Origin of the sequence: Pontibacter vulgaris (genome assembly GCF_022758145.1) — a bacterium.
GTDB lineage: Bacteria > Bacteroidota > Bacteroidia > Cytophagales > Hymenobacteraceae > Pontibacter > Pontibacter vulgaris.
The window spans coordinates 805,149-822,446 of sequence record NZ_JAJVDH010000002.1 but is presented as its reverse complement, the minus strand read 5'-3'; the positions used below and the strand labels follow the sequence as shown (position 1 = coordinate 822,446).

General features: G+C 46.2%; 16 protein-coding genes. 11 read left to right on the top strand and 5 right to left on the bottom strand.

Translation table 11 applies throughout. The features are described 5' to 3' along the window. Positions 1-149: 149 nt before the first annotated feature. Complete coding sequence (locus LWP20_RS04760; RefSeq protein ID WP_242926964.1) at positions 150-518, bottom strand: hypothetical protein; 369 nt, start codon at positions 516-518, stop codon at positions 150-152. A 96-nt stretch (positions 519-614) separates the two neighbouring features. Between LWP20_RS04760 and LWP20_RS04755 the strand changes: the two genes are divergently transcribed. Continuing rightward, positions 615-986: a cupin domain-containing protein gene (locus LWP20_RS04755; protein WP_242926963.1), complete on the top strand. Its 372-nt coding sequence runs from the start codon at positions 615-617 to the stop codon at positions 984-986. A 592-nt stretch (positions 987-1,578) separates the two neighbouring features. Here the strand turns inward: LWP20_RS04755 and LWP20_RS04750 are convergent. The 3 genes from LWP20_RS04750 to LWP20_RS04740 all read right to left on the bottom strand — a co-directional run bounded on the left by LWP20_RS04750 (position 1,579) and on the right by LWP20_RS04740 (position 4,639). Continuing rightward, positions 1,579-2,625 (bottom strand): hypothetical protein, encoded by a 1,047-nt coding sequence (locus tag LWP20_RS04750; protein ID WP_242926962.1) that lies wholly within the window; start codon positions 2,623-2,625, stop codon positions 1,579-1,581. Positions 2,626-2,762: 137 nt separating this feature from the next. Continuing rightward, on the bottom strand, positions 2,763-3,512 hold the full coding sequence (locus tag LWP20_RS04745; protein ID WP_242926961.1) for a LytR/AlgR family response regulator transcription factor: 750 nt from the start codon (positions 3,510-3,512) through the stop codon (positions 2,763-2,765). A gap of 11 nt (positions 3,513-3,523) precedes the next feature. Further along, positions 3,524-4,639 (bottom strand): sensor histidine kinase, encoded by a 1,116-nt coding sequence (locus tag LWP20_RS04740; RefSeq protein ID WP_242926960.1) that lies wholly within the window; start codon positions 4,637-4,639, stop codon positions 3,524-3,526. A gap of 259 nt (positions 4,640-4,898) precedes the next feature. Here LWP20_RS04740 and LWP20_RS04735 point away from each other — a divergent pair, with 259 nt between their 5' ends. From LWP20_RS04735 to LWP20_RS04700, 8 genes are all read left to right on the top strand, one after another. After that, entirely contained in the window at positions 4,899-5,081 is a 183-nt protein-coding gene (locus LWP20_RS04735) for a hypothetical protein (RefSeq protein WP_242926959.1), read from the top strand. Positions 5,082-5,243: 162 nt separating this feature from the next. Then, positions 5,244-5,792, top strand: a complete 549-nt coding sequence (locus LWP20_RS04730) for a hypothetical protein (RefSeq protein WP_242926958.1) — start codon at positions 5,244-5,246, stop codon at positions 5,790-5,792. A gap of 105 nt (positions 5,793-5,897) precedes the next feature. Next, positions 5,898-7,427: a glycosyltransferase family 39 protein gene (locus LWP20_RS04725; protein ID WP_242926957.1), complete on the top strand. Its 1,530-nt coding sequence runs from the start codon at positions 5,898-5,900 to the stop codon at positions 7,425-7,427. A gap of 25 nt (positions 7,428-7,452) precedes the next feature. Continuing rightward, positions 7,453-7,899 carry a GNAT family N-acetyltransferase gene (locus LWP20_RS04720; RefSeq protein ID WP_242926956.1) on the top strand — a complete coding sequence of 149 codons (447 nt, stop codon included), beginning with the start codon at positions 7,453-7,455 and terminating at the stop codon, positions 7,897-7,899. Positions 7,900-8,071: 172 nt separating this feature from the next. Then, positions 8,072-8,527: a hypothetical protein gene (locus LWP20_RS04715; RefSeq protein WP_242926955.1), complete on the top strand. Its 456-nt coding sequence runs from the start codon at positions 8,072-8,074 to the stop codon at positions 8,525-8,527. Positions 8,528-8,537: 10 nt separating this feature from the next. Continuing rightward, complete coding sequence (locus LWP20_RS04710) at positions 8,538-10,919, top strand: TonB-dependent receptor (protein WP_242926954.1); 2,382 nt, start codon at positions 8,538-8,540, stop codon at positions 10,917-10,919. 4 nt (positions 10,920-10,923) lie between these two features. Beyond that, complete coding sequence (locus LWP20_RS04705; RefSeq protein WP_242926953.1) at positions 10,924-11,775, top strand: DUF4249 domain-containing protein; 852 nt, start codon at positions 10,924-10,926, stop codon at positions 11,773-11,775. A gap of 12 nt (positions 11,776-11,787) precedes the next feature. Continuing rightward, positions 11,788-12,219, top strand: coding sequence for a hypothetical protein (locus LWP20_RS04700; protein WP_242926952.1), 432 nt, complete (start codon positions 11,788-11,790; stop codon positions 12,217-12,219). A gap of 107 nt (positions 12,220-12,326) precedes the next feature. Here LWP20_RS04700 and LWP20_RS04695 read toward each other — a convergent pair whose 3' ends face one another. Then, on the bottom strand, positions 12,327-12,662 hold the full coding sequence (locus tag LWP20_RS04695) for an MGMT family protein (protein WP_242926951.1): 336 nt from the start codon (positions 12,660-12,662) through the stop codon (positions 12,327-12,329). Between the two features lie 408 nt (positions 12,663-13,070). Here LWP20_RS04695 and LWP20_RS04690 point away from each other — a divergent pair, with 408 nt between their 5' ends. Both LWP20_RS04690 and LWP20_RS04685 read left to right on the top strand, forming a co-directional pair. Continuing rightward, positions 13,071-14,165 carry an efflux RND transporter periplasmic adaptor subunit gene (locus LWP20_RS04690; RefSeq protein WP_242926950.1) on the top strand — a complete coding sequence of 365 codons (1,095 nt, stop codon included), beginning with the start codon at positions 13,071-13,073 and terminating at the stop codon, positions 14,163-14,165. Positions 14,166-14,181: 16 nt separating this feature from the next. Further along, positions 14,182-17,280: an efflux RND transporter permease subunit gene (locus tag LWP20_RS04685; RefSeq protein ID WP_242926949.1), complete on the top strand. Its 3,099-nt coding sequence runs from the start codon at positions 14,182-14,184 to the stop codon at positions 17,278-17,280. The last annotated feature ends 18 nt before the right edge of the window (positions 17,281-17,298 follow it).

Sequence of the window (17,298 nt, the reverse complement as noted above, 5' to 3'; positions counted from 1 at the left end):
TACCCATAAAAAGGGCTTCTACTATTCATACTTTAATATACCGATTATGTTTAGAGAATATGATCCCAGGACCAAATATGGAAAATGTCTAAATAAAAATGCACAGCGGCGGGGCTGTGCATCAGGTATAAAAGTAAGTATAACTTTTGTTAAGCAGGCAGCGCGCTCAGGCACTCGTGCAACATGCTGTTTAGTTCAAGGGCAAAACGGGCTCCGGCCAGCAAATCCTGAAATGCGTATAATTCCGGCAATGTAAGTACATAGCAACGGTCGCAGCCAAAAACAGAAATTACCTCCAGGTCAGCGGCACGGTCGGTACGGGTAGCCATACTTGCCAGGTCTATACTTTCAAGGGCTTTGTTCAGGCGAAGGAAGGCATCTACTTTTAATATGATAAGAGAACCGGCAAATTTTACCATCAGCCTGTTTTTACGGTCGCATTGGTAAACGGCGCCTGCGTTTGTGGCAAAAATCTCGACTAATTCTGTGGCTGCTTGCATCTTCTGTTCTATCTTCACTAAGGCTATTTCTTACATAGCGCTACAAAAGTAAGCCCTATTTAGAATGAGTCCAAATAAATTTAACTGATATTTATCATTATACTTAAAAGATTCATGGAACAGGAAATTGAAAAAGTAAACCTGCAGGAAAAATTTAACCAGATACAGGATTACTGGAACCCGCGTATTACCGGCGAACTAAATGGCCAACAGGTAAAACTGGCTAAGTTTAAAGGCCCCTTTGTATGGCACTACCACGAGCATGAAGATGAGTTTTTCCTGGTAGTAAGCGGCACTTTTGATATGGAATTACGTGATAAGACAATAACACTGAGGCCCGGCGAATTCCTGATCGTGCCCCGTGGTGTGGAACACCGCCCTGTAGCTAACCACGAAGCAGAAGTTTTACTTTTTGAGCCAGCCTCAACTGTAAATACAGGTAATATAGAGAATGAGCGGACGAGGAAGGATTTGGAGAGGCTATAACAAAACCCCGTTATTTCGAGTGGGAGATTTTAACCAGCTGAAGTATGAACCTACCCCTTACCCCTCCGAGGAGGGGAATTTCGGTTTATGCGCTATAGTTCAAAGTATAGTTTTATAGTTGCTGTTGTTACAACCACCCCCAACCCCTCCTTAGCTAAGGCGGGGAGTCTGCTATTGCTTTGATGGTTCTGGATATAGTTTCATAGCAGACGATTACACCCCAATAGTCCCCTCAAGGGACAGTTCTGCTTTAGTTGCACAGTCGCTAACGAAGAAGTGTCTTTTCCAGTCCTTCGGTTGAGCGCCTTCTATTGTTGCGGTGCTGAGCTTGCTCAGCAGCCCGCAGCGGAGCGAGGAGCAGCTTCAATAGACAGCGCGATGCCAAAGGACGAGGCCGCCCGGCCTGGGAGGGCACCAAAGTATAGAATGAAACAATAGGCAAGTAAAGCTCCCAGGATAACAAGTAACTATGAAGGGATAGCCTACTTGCAACAAGTATAAACTTCAAGTATAAAACTGTAGTAGGTCTCCTCTATCGTCGAGAAGTCAAACTATAAATCAAGAAGACAGAAGCATGTGAATCGAAAACGCTTTAACCTTCAACTTCTTTAATCTTCGTTTTAGTCAGGGTAATTTTAAGATTCAGCCTTACGAGATCTCCCATACACTTACATTTAAGAAACTCGGGGGCGTTATGGTGTTTGGCTAATTCCTGCTTCAGTTGCTCTACTTTTTCAGGAGTAGAAATTGTGTCGGAGCGCATACAGTCTATGAGGTCTTTAAGGCGGTAGCGGGCCGAGCGGAGCCTTCTAAACATGAGCGTGCGTTCTTCGTTCTGGTACTGTTTTACAGTTTCCGGTTTCAGGAGTTGAAGTACAAGGTCAACTATAACATTGTTGTCTTTGAAGTACTGCGGCAGGTACATGCTCCTGCGGCCTTCGTAAGATTGCTGGTCAAAATCAATAGCGCGAACGCGGTACTGTTCGTCTTCAAAATCCGGGGTAATATCAATAACATAGTTATAGGCACGCATGTCGCCCAGGAGCCGTACAAAACAGCGCTCGTTAAACTTCACAAACTCCTTGGCAATGCGCACCTTGTTCGTGTTGGGCCTGTCGATATACTCTTTTATAAAAACATCGCCCGGAATGCCGGCAATGTGCTCCTCAATCAGAGATTCGCCATCTACCATATAGTTAATGCGGTTCGGCGACAAAATATGCTCCAACTCCAGCCCGTAAATGCGCGATGCATCGGCGCGTTTCACATAAAAATAATCGTAGTTGTCGTTAAGCTGGTTCATGATCTGAACCCGGAAAGGATTGGAGTTGCCAAAGGTGCAGTAATCGATCCGGGACACATACAGGTGCTCCATCACCGACATATCTCCGTCTGTTTTCAGCAAAGCATAAATCTGGGTAAGTCCGGTATTCAGTTCCTCTTGCACCTGCTGGTCGTACATAACGGTTTCCCAAAGCGTATCCTGCCCTTTTTTGTCATAGTACGGGAAGGAATCGGAGTAATGCAGCAGGTCGTCGTAACGCACAGGCAGGCGGGTTTCGCGGTCGTAGGTGCGCAGGTAGCGCCTCAGGGGGCGTGCAATCGGGTAATACTGCTTCTTTTTGGAAATGGAGTTCACAACTTAAGAACGAATTAAGAATGGAAAGATAGAGCAGAAAGCTATACTTTGGTTAGGCAACTATAGTTCTGCTTCTACTTCCTAATTTAGGAATTGTTAAGTATAGATTTATACTTCCGAAATTCGTAATCCCAAACTTAAGCTTCCAGCAGGTTATTCTGGTTAAGAATCTGAAGCACTTCGTTTTTATAGAAGCGGCCAATCGGGATTTCGGTTTGACCAATATCTACTGCTGTGGCCGAAAAAGCCTGAATTTTATCGAGGGCAACTATAAAGGAGCGATGGATGCGGAGGAATTTATCTGTCGGCAGTTTCTCTTCCAGGAACGAGATCTTCTGGTAGGAAATAATTTCTTTCGCATCCGTTTTTACCCGAATATAATCCTTCAGGCTCTCGATGTAAAGTATATCGCTTAGCATTACCTTCACCATTTTTTTATCGGCTTTCAGGTAAATAAAGGCATCTTTATAGTTAGCAATGGCAGGCTCAGTAACAGGAGCAGCAGGTATACTTGCACCAGAAGCAGGCTTAGGCTCGGGAGGCGTAACTTTAGAAACTGCTTTCAGAAAACGATCAAACGAAATCGGCTTCAGGAGGTAATCCACGGCATTGAGCTCGTAACTATCCAGGGCATAATCGCGGTAGGCAGTGGTAAAAATAACCTTTGGCGGGTTTGTCAGCGACTTCAGAAAATCTATACCTGTAAGCTTCGGCATCTGTATATCCAGGAACATCACATCTACCTGCTCTTTTTGCAGGCAATTATAGGCTTCCACGGCATTGTTGCAGCGGCACACCAGTTCCAGGTTATCCAGGCGGGCAATGTAGGTCTCCAGCACATCCAGCGCCAGCGGCTCATCGTCTACTATCAGGCATCTCAGTTTCATAGTCGGGTAGGTTATACTTCTTCTTCAGACAGGTCGAGTTGCAGGCACACGGCGTAGCTTTCGGCTTCGTCTTCTATTTCTAAATTATAGCGGTTTTCGTAGAGCAACTCCAGGCGGCGGCGCACATTTTTAAGCCCGATACCTGATGCAAAATCGCGGTTGCTCCTGCTGGCCTGTTCCCCGCACTTGCAGTTTTCTACCAGCAATATCAGCTCATCAGCCTGTACTTTTACATCTATCCGCACCCAGGCATTTTCGGTTTCGGTGCTTACGCCATGCTTAAAAGCATTCTCTATAAAAGGCAGCAAAATCATGGGGGCGATGCGCTTGCCTGCTATACTTCCGGCTTCGGTAAAGGTAATATCCACGCGGTCGGCGTAGCGCACGCGCTCCAGTTCTATATAATTGCGCATGTAGTTCAGCTCCTTCTCCAAGGGAACGGTGGCCGCCGCGGCATCATATAACATGTAATCCATCAGCTCGGATAGCTTCAGCACTACTTCCGGGGCTTTTTCCGATTTTTTAAGCGTAAGCGAGTACAGGCTGTTAAGGGTATTGAACAAAAAATGCGGGTGTATCTGTGCCTTCAGGAATTTAAGCTCTGCTTCCAGTTTGTCCTGCGTAAGCGATTGCGCGGCCTGCTGGTGGCGGTACCAATTCTTGAGCAGGTAGATAACGGCCGTGATCATAACCACATAGTTGATATTGACGATGTTCTTCACAAACCGGAACAGCGTTAAATTATCTTCTTTGCAGGTTGTAGGGCAAAACATCGGGTGAATGAGGAAAGGCAGCAACACATACTGCATCAGGGCAGTTATCACCATCATCAGCAGCAGCAGGTATACAACAAACTCCAGGTACTTTTTAGTGAGCAGGTACTTGGGCATCAGGTAATACATGTTAAAGTATACCAGTCCCATTTTAAACGGCAGCTCCGCCAGCTCTACCATAAAGGCGTTGTAATAATCATCTATGTAGCTGCCATAAAGCAAACTGAAGAACGCCAGGTATACCAGCCAGAAAACCACGTGCAGCAGCGTACGGTTGCGGGCCATACTGCGTACATCGGGCAGGCTCCATGCCTTTATCTCTACTCCTCTTTCCGGGGCAAGCTTTACTTCCATACTACAAAGGTAAGATTTCTGCTGCACGCCAGCACCTGGCCGTCAGCGCTTTTAGACGGTTGGCTGTGCAACATACTTCAGCAACAAGTTATACTTGCCCAACAACCAAGCATGCAAAATAATTTACCGGTAAGTATGTAAAAGGAAAGTATGAATCAGCTACAAAGGTTTAACTTAAACCAACATACGTTTGGCCGCCTGCATTTGGAAGTATAAATGTATGTTGTTACGTTTATACTATAGTTGGTCAATAATAAAAATGGAAGAAATAGTGAAAATTCCAATTGGTTCAATCCTGCTCATTATTGGTTTCATTGGAATAAATAAATCAATTAGGAATTTACAGGCTAAAGGTGTTCGGTTTGGAGGTAGCATTGAAATTCTATCAAGCTCCATAATATTTGTTTTGGCAGGTATTTACCTTATTATAGAAAATTTGTAGGAGTGGAGATTTAATTCATTGCATATTCCACTTAGAAAATAAATAGAATTACAGTGGCTAACACGGCACAGGCTCCAAACTTGGCTATGCCTCGTTCACAGCCTTTACTAAACGTTGGGCAAAACTACTAATTAGTGTAAAACAGATTTCATGAAAGTTTAAATGATGCAAAACCAAAGGATTGTTCAAAGATTAAAAACTCTTCAATTTAATCTTGACGATATCAATGATTGCTACGACAATTCTCTAAAAGACACTTTTCTTGAAGTTGGTTTAGGGTATCACAAGCAATACCCTTTAAATGAAGAAACTTATAGACTTTTCAATAAAGAACAAGAATTAAAGAAGTTACTTGAAGACAAACTTTTTAGTAGCGTCTTTAATTTTACTCAAACCTACTACTCTATTAAAGAATATTTAAGGGAGGAATTCCCCGAAATGAAGCAAATTATAGAAGATTTTTTTTCCAATGAAAAAATCGGTCTTATTGCTCGAAAAGATATATGTAATGATTTAAAACACAATCCAGAGAAGGATTTAATGTATGGACTTGGAGAAGTACGTAAAGTATCCTTTACTGAACCAGAGCAAGTTGCTATAAATATTGAATTTCGTAGAACTTGGTTTTATTCAGGCATCGATTCAGTGGAACATTGCAATTTATTGTTCAAAGAACTGAAAACGTTTATTGAAGCAAATTTCAATAAGTGAAAATACTTTTACAGGCAAATTAGTTGCTGCTAACCACAGCTAAACTTTAGCTCCGCCACAGTTTATCCAAGCCGTCCCAACCATTATCTCAAAACACAGCTCTAAATGGCAAAAAGAACAATAATCTTAATAGGGTTTATCATTCTGAAATTCTTTTTGCAGTATATTCTGATTAGCCCTGCGTACGATCTGCACCGTGATGAGTACCTGCATCTTGACCAGGCAAACCATTTAGCGTGGGGTTATTTATCTGTTCCGCCAGTTACCTCCTGGATATCCTTCTTAATTAAGCTGTTAGGCAACGGCGTGTTTTGGGTTAAGTTTTTTCCGGCTCTTTTTGGTGCCTTAACCATTCTGGTTGTCTGGAAAACGATTGAAGAGTTAAAAGGAAATCTGGTTGCATTAACATTGGGAGCAACCGGTGTTCTGTTTTCTATTCTGCTGAGATTGAACACACTTTATCAACCTAACTCCCTGGATGTGCTGTGCTGGACAACTTTTTACTTTGTTGTTATAAAGTACATTAACACAGAAAAGCAAAAATGGCTTTTTATTGGAGCGGCTGTATTTGCAATCGGTTTCCTGAACAAGTATAACATAGTCTTTTTACTGGCAGGCCTTTTACCGGCGGTTTTATTAACTGAGCAACGTAAGCTACTGGTAAACAAATCACTTTACTTAGCAATTCTGTTGGGCGTGTTGCTTATTCTGCCAAACCTTTTATGGCAATACACTAACCAGTTTCCTGTTATACATCATCTTAAAGAGCTGGCCGACACCCAATTAGTACATGTGGATAGATGGGGATTCTTGAAATCTCAGCTGCATTTCTTTATAGGCTCTTTGTTTGTCATTATCGCAGCTCTGTATGCCTTGCTGTTTTACAAGCCATTCGAAAAGTATAGATCTTTTTTCTGGGCCATTACTTTTACGCTTTTCCTTTTTACCTATTTCAAGGCTAAAGATTATTACGCTATTGGGTTATACCCTATTTATATCGCGTTCGGGTCTGTTTTCCTGATTAACATTCTGAAGTATGACTGGCGAAAATATTTGCAACCAGTAGCTTTTTCAATTCCTGTACTGATTTTTATTCCGATGTATAATTTAGCCTTCCCGAATAAAAGCCCGGAGTACATAGTAAAACACAAACAGCAATACAAGGATTTGGGTATGCTGCGCTGGGAAGACGGCAAAGACCATTTATTGCCACAAGATTACGCAGATATGCTGGGCTGGAAAGAGCTGGCTCGCAAAGTAGATAGCATTTACTCGAAGCTTCCTGAACCTGAAAAAACACTTGTTCTCTGCGATAATTATGGCCAGGCAGGGGCGATAAATTTTTACACCATGAGAAATATCAAAGCCGTTTCTTTCAGCGCAGATTATATTAACTGGTTTAACCTAAACCGGCAATACAACCACCTGATAAGAGTTAAAACCTACGATGGCAGCAACAATGAACTGGAAGAAACCAGTCCGTATTTTCATACTTCTACAGTGTCTGGCTCCATAACAAATAAGTTTGCCAGAGAATACAGAACAACAATTTATACTTTTACAGGAGCCAAAATCGACATCAACAAAAGAATAAAAGCCGAGATTGACGAAACTAAAAATAACGCCACCTTATAACACAGGCAACCAGCCCTGATCCAAAATGATCTTCAGAGAAGCAACTATTACTGACATTCCCCAGATTCAGATTGTACGGCACTCAGTAAAAGAGAACGTGCTCTCGAACCCTGCCCTTGTAACCGACCAACATTGCGTAGAATACCTGACCATACGGGGCAAGGGCTGGGTATGCGAGGTAAATAATGAAATTGTAGGTTTTGCCATCGTTGACCTGAAGGAAAACAATGTATGGGCTCTGTTTCTGAAGCCAGAGTATGAAGGCAAAGGCATTGGCAAAAGGCTACTCAACACCATGCTCAACTGGTATTTCAGTCAAACAAAAGAAACCTTCTGGTTAGGGACAGGATTTCATACAAGAGCTGAAAAGTTTTACCGCTTGCAGGGCTGGACTGAAGCCGGACTACATGGATCAAATGAGATCAGGTTCGAAATGAGCTATGATACCTGGCTGCAGAAGCCGCAAGTATAAGCAGCTCCTGCACACAAGGTGCGTAACATTTTCAAAATACCTTCCTGACATCAGGTAGCACATTGCTGCAGAAAAGCAGATGTTACAAATCGGTCAAAACTTTCCTTTTTTATTTATAGCGGAATAAGTATATTTAAAAATATCCTAACCCTATTTCTCTTTCGTTTCCGCTATGAAACAACTTTACGCCCTTTTGCTGCTTATACTTGCAGCTGCAGCCTTTACTGCCTGCGATAAAGACCAGAAAACCCTGAACCAGCTCGACGGCACCTGGCAAATAAAACAGGTAACGCACCTGAAGCAAGACACCACCAAACTCCCCAGCTCCGGTAGCATCACCTTCACCAAATGCGACCTGGACGGTGCAGCAAAGTCCTGCCCCGCTACGTATACTTTCGGCTCGCAGCCAATCAATGATTTAACCTATAATGTTTCGGAAAAAGGAAAAAGCCTTGGCATGTTTCACAAAGGCCCCTACAACACCTATAACCTTTCCGATATGTATTCCATCGTGCAACGGAATGACGACAGGCTGGAACTGGAAGGCGACATTATTGTATTAAGAACACCTGCTGGTGCAAACCCTGTAACAAAGGTGATAAAAGTCAGTCTTGTACTGGAGCGGTAAAGTATAAATTATGCGGCGTTTATACTTGGTGCTACTGCTGGCTTTGGCAAGCAGCAGCTACACAGCCCTGGCACAGGTAACGGTTAGCGGATTTGTGCAGGATGCCCGTTCCGGCGAGCGCCTGGCCGGCGCTATGGTGTCGGCAGGAGTTACCGGCACTACCACCAATACCTATGGCTTTTATAGTTTGCGCGTACCAAGCGGCGCGCTGCAGGTACAGGTGCGCTATTTAGGTTACACCCCGCTTAGTTTCTCTGCCCCCACCCTTCGCCGCGACACGCTCATCACGCTGCAGCTACAGCCACTAGAAAACGAGCTGCGGGAGGTAACCGTAACAGCCGAAAAAGTAACCGACCTGCAACAGGCCAACCGCCTTTCGATGCGGAGTGCCGAACTGAAGCAGCTCCCGCGCCTGATGGGCGAAGCCGACGCGGTAAAAGCCTTGCAACTGATGCCGGGGGTGCAGGCAGGTCGCGAGGGCTCTTCGGATATGCACGTGCGCGGCGGCGGCCCCGACCAGAACCTGATCCTGCTCGATGGCGTGCCGGTGTACAATGTGTCGCATTTGCTGGGCATGTTCTCTGTTTTCAACCCGGATGCCATTAAAAACGTGGACCTGGTTAAAGGTGGCTTTCCGGCTCCCTATGGCGGCAGGCTCTCTTCTATTATGGATGTGCAGCTGAAAGAGGGCAACAACCAGCAATTTTCCGGTGAAGGTGCCGTGGGCCTTATCTCTTCTAAACTGCTGCTGGAAGGCCCGATCAGAAACGAGAAAACCTCCTACCTGGTAGCCGCACGCCGCACCTACCTCGATGCACTGGCAGCGGCCGCAGCTGCCTTGAATGGTGAGAAGATGAGCAACTATAACTTCTATGATATCAACACCAAGATAAACCATACGTTCTCTGCTACCGACAGGCTGTACCTGAGCGTGTATGGCGGCCAGGATAAATTCTCTGATAAAGATGAATATGCCGGCCAAAACCAGCAAGAAGAGCAGCAGTTTAAAATGCGCTGGGGCAATGCCACCAGTGCCCTGCGCTGGAACCACATATTCGGGCCTAGGCTGTTCAGCAACCTCACCCTTACGCACAGCCGCTACAGTTTTAGCCAGGACACGGAGTCCAGCACGATACAGAGCGAAAACAAAACACAACGGCAAACAGAGTATAGCTCCAGCATAAAAGACTGGGGTGCCAAAGCCGATTTTGATTTTGCGGCCACTGCCCGGCACAGTATCCGGTTTGGAGGCAGCTATACCTATCACAACTTCAGCCCGGAATCTACCACGCTGCGCACCGACACCCTTACCCTTACTTCCGACTCTTTCTCCACCATCCGGGCGCATGAATTTTATACTTATGCTGACGACCGCCTGCAACTAAGCGAGCGCCTGCAGGCTACCATCGGGCTACATTTTTCGGGGTTTGCCGTGAACGGCGCTTTTTATACGTCGCTGCAGCCACGCCTGGCGCTGGGTTATACTTCTGCCAAAGGTATAAGTATACGTGCTTCTTACGCCACCATGGCCCAGTACCTGCACCTGCTTAGCAACACCTCCACGGGCACTCCTACCGATATCTGGGTACCGGCCACCGATAAAGTAAAGCCGCAGCGCTCGTGGCAAACGACCTTAGGCGCGGCCGCCTCGCTGGCCCAGAATAAGCTGGAACTAACATCCGATCTGTATTACAAGGAGATGCAGGATGTGGCCGAGTTTAAAGATGGGGGAGATTTTATAGGCGATTTTATACGTAGCGGACCTGAAACCAACTTCGCTAATTTTGCGGCCCCGCCTTACGAGACGCGCATTGCCAGCGGCAAAGGCTGGAGCTACGGCTGGGAAACCATGCTGCGCAAACGGCAGGGCCGCACCACCGGCTGGCTTGCCTACACGCTGGCCTGGTCGTGGCGCCAACTCGACAGCATTAACCATAATCAAAAATACCCTTATACTTACGACAGCCGCCATAGCATTGCCCTGGTAGCCAACCACCAGTTGAATGAGCGCTGGAGCCTGGGTAGCAGCTGGGTATACCGTACCGGCTTTGCCACCACCTTGCCGCTGACCAGGTATAAAGCGCTGGAAGACCCGACAGCTTACCGCCCCGGAACTTATTCCCCAACTATCGAAACGGCAGACTACTTGGGGGAGCGCAACAATTACCGGATGCCGTCTTACCACCGCCTCGACCTTAGCCTGACGCATACCAAAAAGAAGAACTGGGGCGAGCGCAGCTGGAACCTGTCGGTGTACAATGCCTACAACCACAAAAATCCTTATTACCTGTACCTGAGCAGCACCGGCTCAAGCACAAGTTCTCCACGCCGGCTGTACCAGAAATCCTTGTTCCCGGTGCTACCTTCTGTAAGTTATGGATTCAAGTTTTAGAAAGATGCTGACACGCAAGATACTCTTCCTGCTTTATCTGCCCCTGCTGCTGTGGAGCTGCACCGATATTGTAGAGTTGGAATTACCGGAGCAGGAGCCCCAACTGGTCGTAAACAGCATGTTTACCCCCGACAGCGCCTGGAGCGTGGATATAAGTGCCAGCCAGAACGCCCTCTCCAACGCACCTTACGAGCAGGTACAAAATGCTACCGTGGAAGTATACCAGGGCAGCAAATACCTGTTCAACCTGGCGCATACCAGAAATGGCAAGTATAAATCGGAGGAAGCTTTGCCAAAGGCACTGGAGCATTATACGTTGAAGGTATCAGCCCCGGGGTTTCCGGCCTGTGAGGCTTCCAATTTTGCCCCTGCCCTGCCTGCTACACGGGCGCTAAAAGTAGCCAGGGCGTCATCGTCCATAGACCCTAATATACCGGAGGCTGAGGTTAGCTTTGTTTTGGATGATGCACCAAACACGCAGAATTACTACGCCATCAGCGCCTACTTTCCGGATACGGCCTATACTGGTGAGGCCTATAAGAACTATGTTGGCCTGGATTTTCAGGCACCTATAGAACAGGAATTCACGATGGGCAACAGTTACTTCTTCAGCGACAAACTGATTGACGGAAAAGCCACCACGCTGAAGCAGCGTTATACTTTAATTGAAGGAAAGACGGTATACCTCAATATCGCACAGATCAGCCCCGACTATTACCATTATGCCCGCACCCTAGTAAAGCAATCGTATAACGACAACTTTATGACCACGCCAGGCCCCGTGCACAACAACATCCGCAACGGCCTGGGCATTTTTGCCGGGTATAATACAGTTACTTACCATATTAAACATTAACATATCCAGCTCATGAAAAAGCTATACTTTACACTTTTTATACTTCTGCCGCTGCTCTACTCCTGCAAAGACAATTGCGGAGGTATAGACTGCCTTTCTGTAGACGCTTTTGCTTTTACCATCAGATCAAATTCAACCGGTGAAGACCTACTGTTTAGTAACAATGCGCAGCTCGGGCAGGATGATGTAGAAATATACTTTATGCAGAATGGCACAAAACAGCCTGCCCAGGTTCGGTACATGACTGACCACGTACAGGTAGCTATAATCCCGGAAATTACCACTTACTATGTTACGGCACTGGGTCAGACCGATACTTTAAATCTGGCCATCTCCCGCACCAACTCATCAGGGTGCTGTCCCAGCACCACCTTAGTAAAGCAGATCACAGTGAATAATCAGAACGTACCAGTAGATTACAGGACAATAATTTTAACAAGATGAGATGTATTAAGCTTTCATCAGGTATAGCTTCATAGCCAAAGTAAGTACGCACTAAAACCACAGACAAGTCGCGCCCCAACAAAATCTTAATTTCTAAACTTCCAGACTTACAAAAGCTCCTTCGCCGGGTCCCAGAACAGTTTATCGAAATCTACTACCTGGTCGTTTTTAACCTTTACTCCTTCTTTTTCCAGCCGCTCCTGCATGGCATTGGGTCCTTCAAAGTGCTGGCTGCCGGTTAGCATACCCACGCGGTTTACCACACGGTGCGCCGGAATATTAACAGCAGGATGCGAAGCAATAAGTGCCCAGCCTACCATGCGGGCCGAGCCTTTAGAACCCAGATAGCTGGCAATGGCGCCGTAAGAAGTTACCCGCCCTTCAGGTATCAGCCGAACAACTTCATACACATCCGAAAAAAAATTTCTTTTATCCTCGCTCATACTTTGTCTAAAATTTTAGAAAACGGTTTAGCCCTACAAAGATGCTGTTTGTCTTTAAATAGTGTTCATTTGTATAGAAAAACATTGGCAGGTTTCGATTTAACTGGATAACGTTATAACTTTAAAAGCGCTGAATGCCCGCAAGTAAGAATGCAGGAAACAGGCTAGCTAAAAAAATTATAATTAAACCTTTGCCTGGCTGCGCTGTCAAAGTATGCATACTTTGCAGCAGGCCCGAAATAAAGCCCGACCAGGTAAAACACAAAGTATAAATTGCAATTTAAACACCTTACAGCAAACAAGTTATATTGCCAGCAGGAATTTATACTTTGTATTACCAATAATAAAGTAAAACATAAAGTGTGGCCAGCCGCCACCAATAAAATAAATAAAACACCCTGACAACTTATGAAAGTTAAGCACATCGTTTATGCCATACTTATACTTGGTTTTGGCGCCCTGGTAGCCTATCGCATTACAAAAAACAAAAGCGAAGGAGCTGGTGGCGGACCTGGAGGCGGAGGCCCTGGGGGCAAATCTGGTAAGGGGGGCGGCATGCCGGCTATGCGTGTAAATGGTGTAGTTGTGCAACCACAATCGTTTTCAAACTCCCTTTCAGTAACGGGCTCAATGGAAGCAAACGAGCAGGTAGCTGTGCGTGGCCAGGTTTCGGGGCTGGTGCGCTCTATTTCTTTTAACGAAGGCAGTAAAGTAAGCAAAGGCCAGGTTTTACTAAAGATTGATGATTCGGAATTACGCGCCCAACTTGCGCAGGCTCAGACACGCCAGAGCCTTGCTGCTGAAAACGAGCGCCGTGCAGGTTTGCTTCTTAAAAAAGAGGCCATCAGCCGTGAAGAGTACGATGTAGCCCGCGCTGACCTTAAATCTGCTCAGGCACAGATACAACTGATACAGGCCCAACTGGCAAAAACAACTATACGTGCACCATTCTCCGGCCGTATTGGTCTGCGTTCTATATCTGAGGGCAGCTACCTTTCGCCGGAAACTGTGGTAGCCAATCTAGTAAGCACCGATCCTATTAAAATCACTTTTTCGGTTCCGGAAAAGTATGCCACACAGGTAAAAGAAAATACACGACTAAGCTTTACAGTAGCTGGTTCAGGCAAAAAGTATACTGCTACCGTTTATGCAATAGAGCCGGGAATAGAAGCCAGCAGCCGTACACTGCAACTGCGCGCCCGTGCTGAAAACGGAGACGGAAGCCTGATGCCTGGTTCTTTTGCGAACATTGAGCTGCCTTTAACTGTTATTGAAGGTGCCCTGCTGGTGCCTACAGAAGCAATTATACCTGTGCAGAACGGCAAAAAGGTATTTGTGTCGAAAGATGGAAAAGCCAAGGAAACGATGGTAGAAACCTCTACCCGCACCGAAAAAGATGTGCTGGTAACATCCGGTTTGCAGCCCGGTGACACGGTTCTGACCACCGGCATCATGACCCTGAAAGAAGGTACGCCTGTAAAAGTAGCAGTTGGAAAGAAATAGATAAAGCGCGAAAAGTATGAGTTTATCCACCACAAGTATAAAGCGCCCCGTTTTTACGATCGTTATTAACCTGATTCTGATTTTGTTCGGTTTTATCGGGTATAGCTTTCTGGGGGTGCGCGAGTATCCGTCCATCGACCCGGCCATTGTTTCGGTTAGTACAAGTTATTCGGGTGCCAACGCCGATATTATTGAGTCGCAGATAACGGAGCCGCTCGAAAAAGCCATTAACTCCATTGATGGTATCCGCAATATCTCCTCGTCCAGTAACCAGGGCCGCAGTAACATTAACATCGAGTTTAATCTGGACAAGAACCTGGAGGAAGCGGCCAATGACGTGCGCGACAAAGTATCGCAGGCGGTAAGAAGTTTGCCACAGGATATTGATGCGCCACCGGTAGTTTCTAAAGCCGATGCCGACTCGGAGCCGATCATTACCATGACCGTGCAAAGCGCTAACCGCGATCAGTTACAGCTCAGCGACTATGCCGAGAACGTGATTTCGCAGCGTTTGCAAACGATACCTGGCGTAAGTAGTGTGCAGATATGGGGGCAAAAACGCTATGCCATGCGCCTCTGGCTGGACCCGATGAAACTGGCCTCTTATGGTTTAACTGTAGGTGATGTGCGCACCGCCCTGAACCGTGAGAACGTAGAATTACCTTCGGGTAAAATAAGCGGCGAGAACACCGAACTGGTTGTAAAAACACTCGGTAACATGTCTACTGCCGAGCAGTTCAATAACCTGATCGTAAAATCAGACAACAACAAGATCATCCGTTTCAGCGACTTGGGTACCGCAGAACTTGGCCCTGAAAATCTGGAGACCAAGATGAGCAACTCCGGCCAGCCGATGGTGGGACTTGCCATCATTCCGCAGCCGGGCACCAACTACCTTGATATTTCAGAAAAATTCTATGAGCAGTTCGAGAAACTAAAAAAAGACCTGCCTGAAGATATGAAACTGGATATTGCGATGGATAACACGATATTCATCAAAAAGTCCGTAACCGAAGTGGCTGAAACTATACTTATAGCGCTGGTACTGGTTATACTTATCATTTACCTGTTCTTCCGCGACTGGAGCATCGCTTTCCGTCCACTTATAGATATCCCGGTTTCGCTTATTGCTACTTTCTTTATCATGTACCTGTGCGGTTTCTCAGTAAACGTACTCACGTTGCTGGCTATAGTTCTGGCTACAGGTCTGGTGGTGGATGATGGTATTGTGGTTACGGAGAACATCTTTAAGAAAGTAGAAGAAGGCATGTCGCCGATAGAAGCTGCTATTAAAGGTTCTAACGAAATCTTCCTGGCAGTAATTTCGATTTCGATTACGCTGGCAGCTGTGTTCCTTCCGGTTATCTTCCTTGAAGGTTTTGTCGGGCGTTTGTTCCGGGAATTTGGTGTCGTGATTGGGGCAGCTGTACTTATCTCGGCTTTCGTATCGCTGACGCTTACGCCAATGCTGAACGCTTACCTGATGAAAGGCGGCCACCAGAAGAAAACGAAGTTCTACAACTTTACAGAGCCCTACTTCCAGAAAATGAATGCCGGTTATGCCAGTGCGCTGAGTGGCTTTATGCAGCGTAAATGGCTTAGTTTCCCGATTATTATTTTCTGTATTGGCCTGATAGGTTTGTTCTATACTATACTTCAGAAAGAAACCGCCCCTTACGATGACAGAAGTATGTTGCGTGTGCAGGTAAGTGCCCCTGAAGGAGCTTCTTACGAATACACCGACCGTTTTATGCAGGAGCTTACCCAACTGGTAAACGATTCTATCCCCGAAAAAGCAGTTAACCTGGTTATTACTTCGCCGGGCTTTGGTGGTGCCGGTTCTGTAAACAGCGGCATGATGCGTATCGCCATGAAGCAGCCAAATGAACGTGAGCGCTCGCAGAAGGAAGTGGCAGATTACCTGACCGGCCTGACCCGTAAATATTCTGAAGGCCGCATTATGGTAACGCAACAGCCAACCATCTCTGTAAACCGCCGCGGTGGCCAGCCAATTCAATATATTATACAGGCACCAAACTTCCAGAAGCTGGAGGAAAAGATCCCTGCATTTATGGAAGAAGCCAGCAAAGACCCTGTTTTCTCGAACGTAGATGTTAACCTGAAATTCAATAAGCCGGAGATCAACATTTCTATTGATCGCGAAAAAGCGCAAAGCTTAGGTGTATCGGTAATTGACGTGGCGCAAACCTTACAGTTATCGCTGAGCGGCCAGCGCTTCGGGTACTTCCTGATGAACGGACGCCAGTACCAGGTAATGGGCCAGTTCGACCGCCCTGACCGTAACGACCCGCTTGATCTGACCTCGCTTTTTGTTCGCAGCAAAGATGGAAAGTTAATTCAGCTGGATAACCTGGTAACCATGTCGGAGCGCAGCAGCCCGCCGCAGCTATACCACAACAATCGTTATATGTCGGCCACCGTTTCGGCTGGTTTATCGCCGGGCATGAGTATTGGCGATGGCATTGAAGCCATGGACCGCGTGAAGGAAAAAGTGCTGGATGAAACATTTACAACTGATTTGGGTGGTGAGTCGCGCGACTTTGTGGAAAGTGGCTCTAATACCTCATTTGCTTTCGGCCTTGCCTTACTTTTGATCTACCTTATACTTGCTGCCCAGTTCGAGAGCTTTGTCGATCCGCTTATTATTATACTTACCGTGCCAATGGCGGTAGCCGGTGCCATGCTTTCGTTATGGCTATTTGGTCAGACCTGGAACATCTTCAGCCAGATTGGTACCATTATGCTGATAGGGCTTGTAACGAAGAACGGTATCCTGATAGTGGAGTTTGCCAACCAGCTCCGGGAACAGGGCAAACCGAAACACGAAGCGATTCTGGAAGCTGCCGAAGCCCGTCTTCGTCCGATCCTGATGACGAGTTTAGCAATTGCCTTGGGTGCCTTGCCAATTGCGCTGGCCTTGGGAGCTGCCGCGCAAAGCCGTATGGGTATGGGTATTGTAATTGTGGGCGGAACGATGTTCTCGCTTATACTTACGCTGTTCGTTATCCCGGCTATTTATGCCATGTGGTCGAGAGAGCGCAAGCACCATCCGGAGTTCGACCAGATCGAAGCTTACGAAAAAGCAGCTGTTTAATTAATCTAAAATCACACG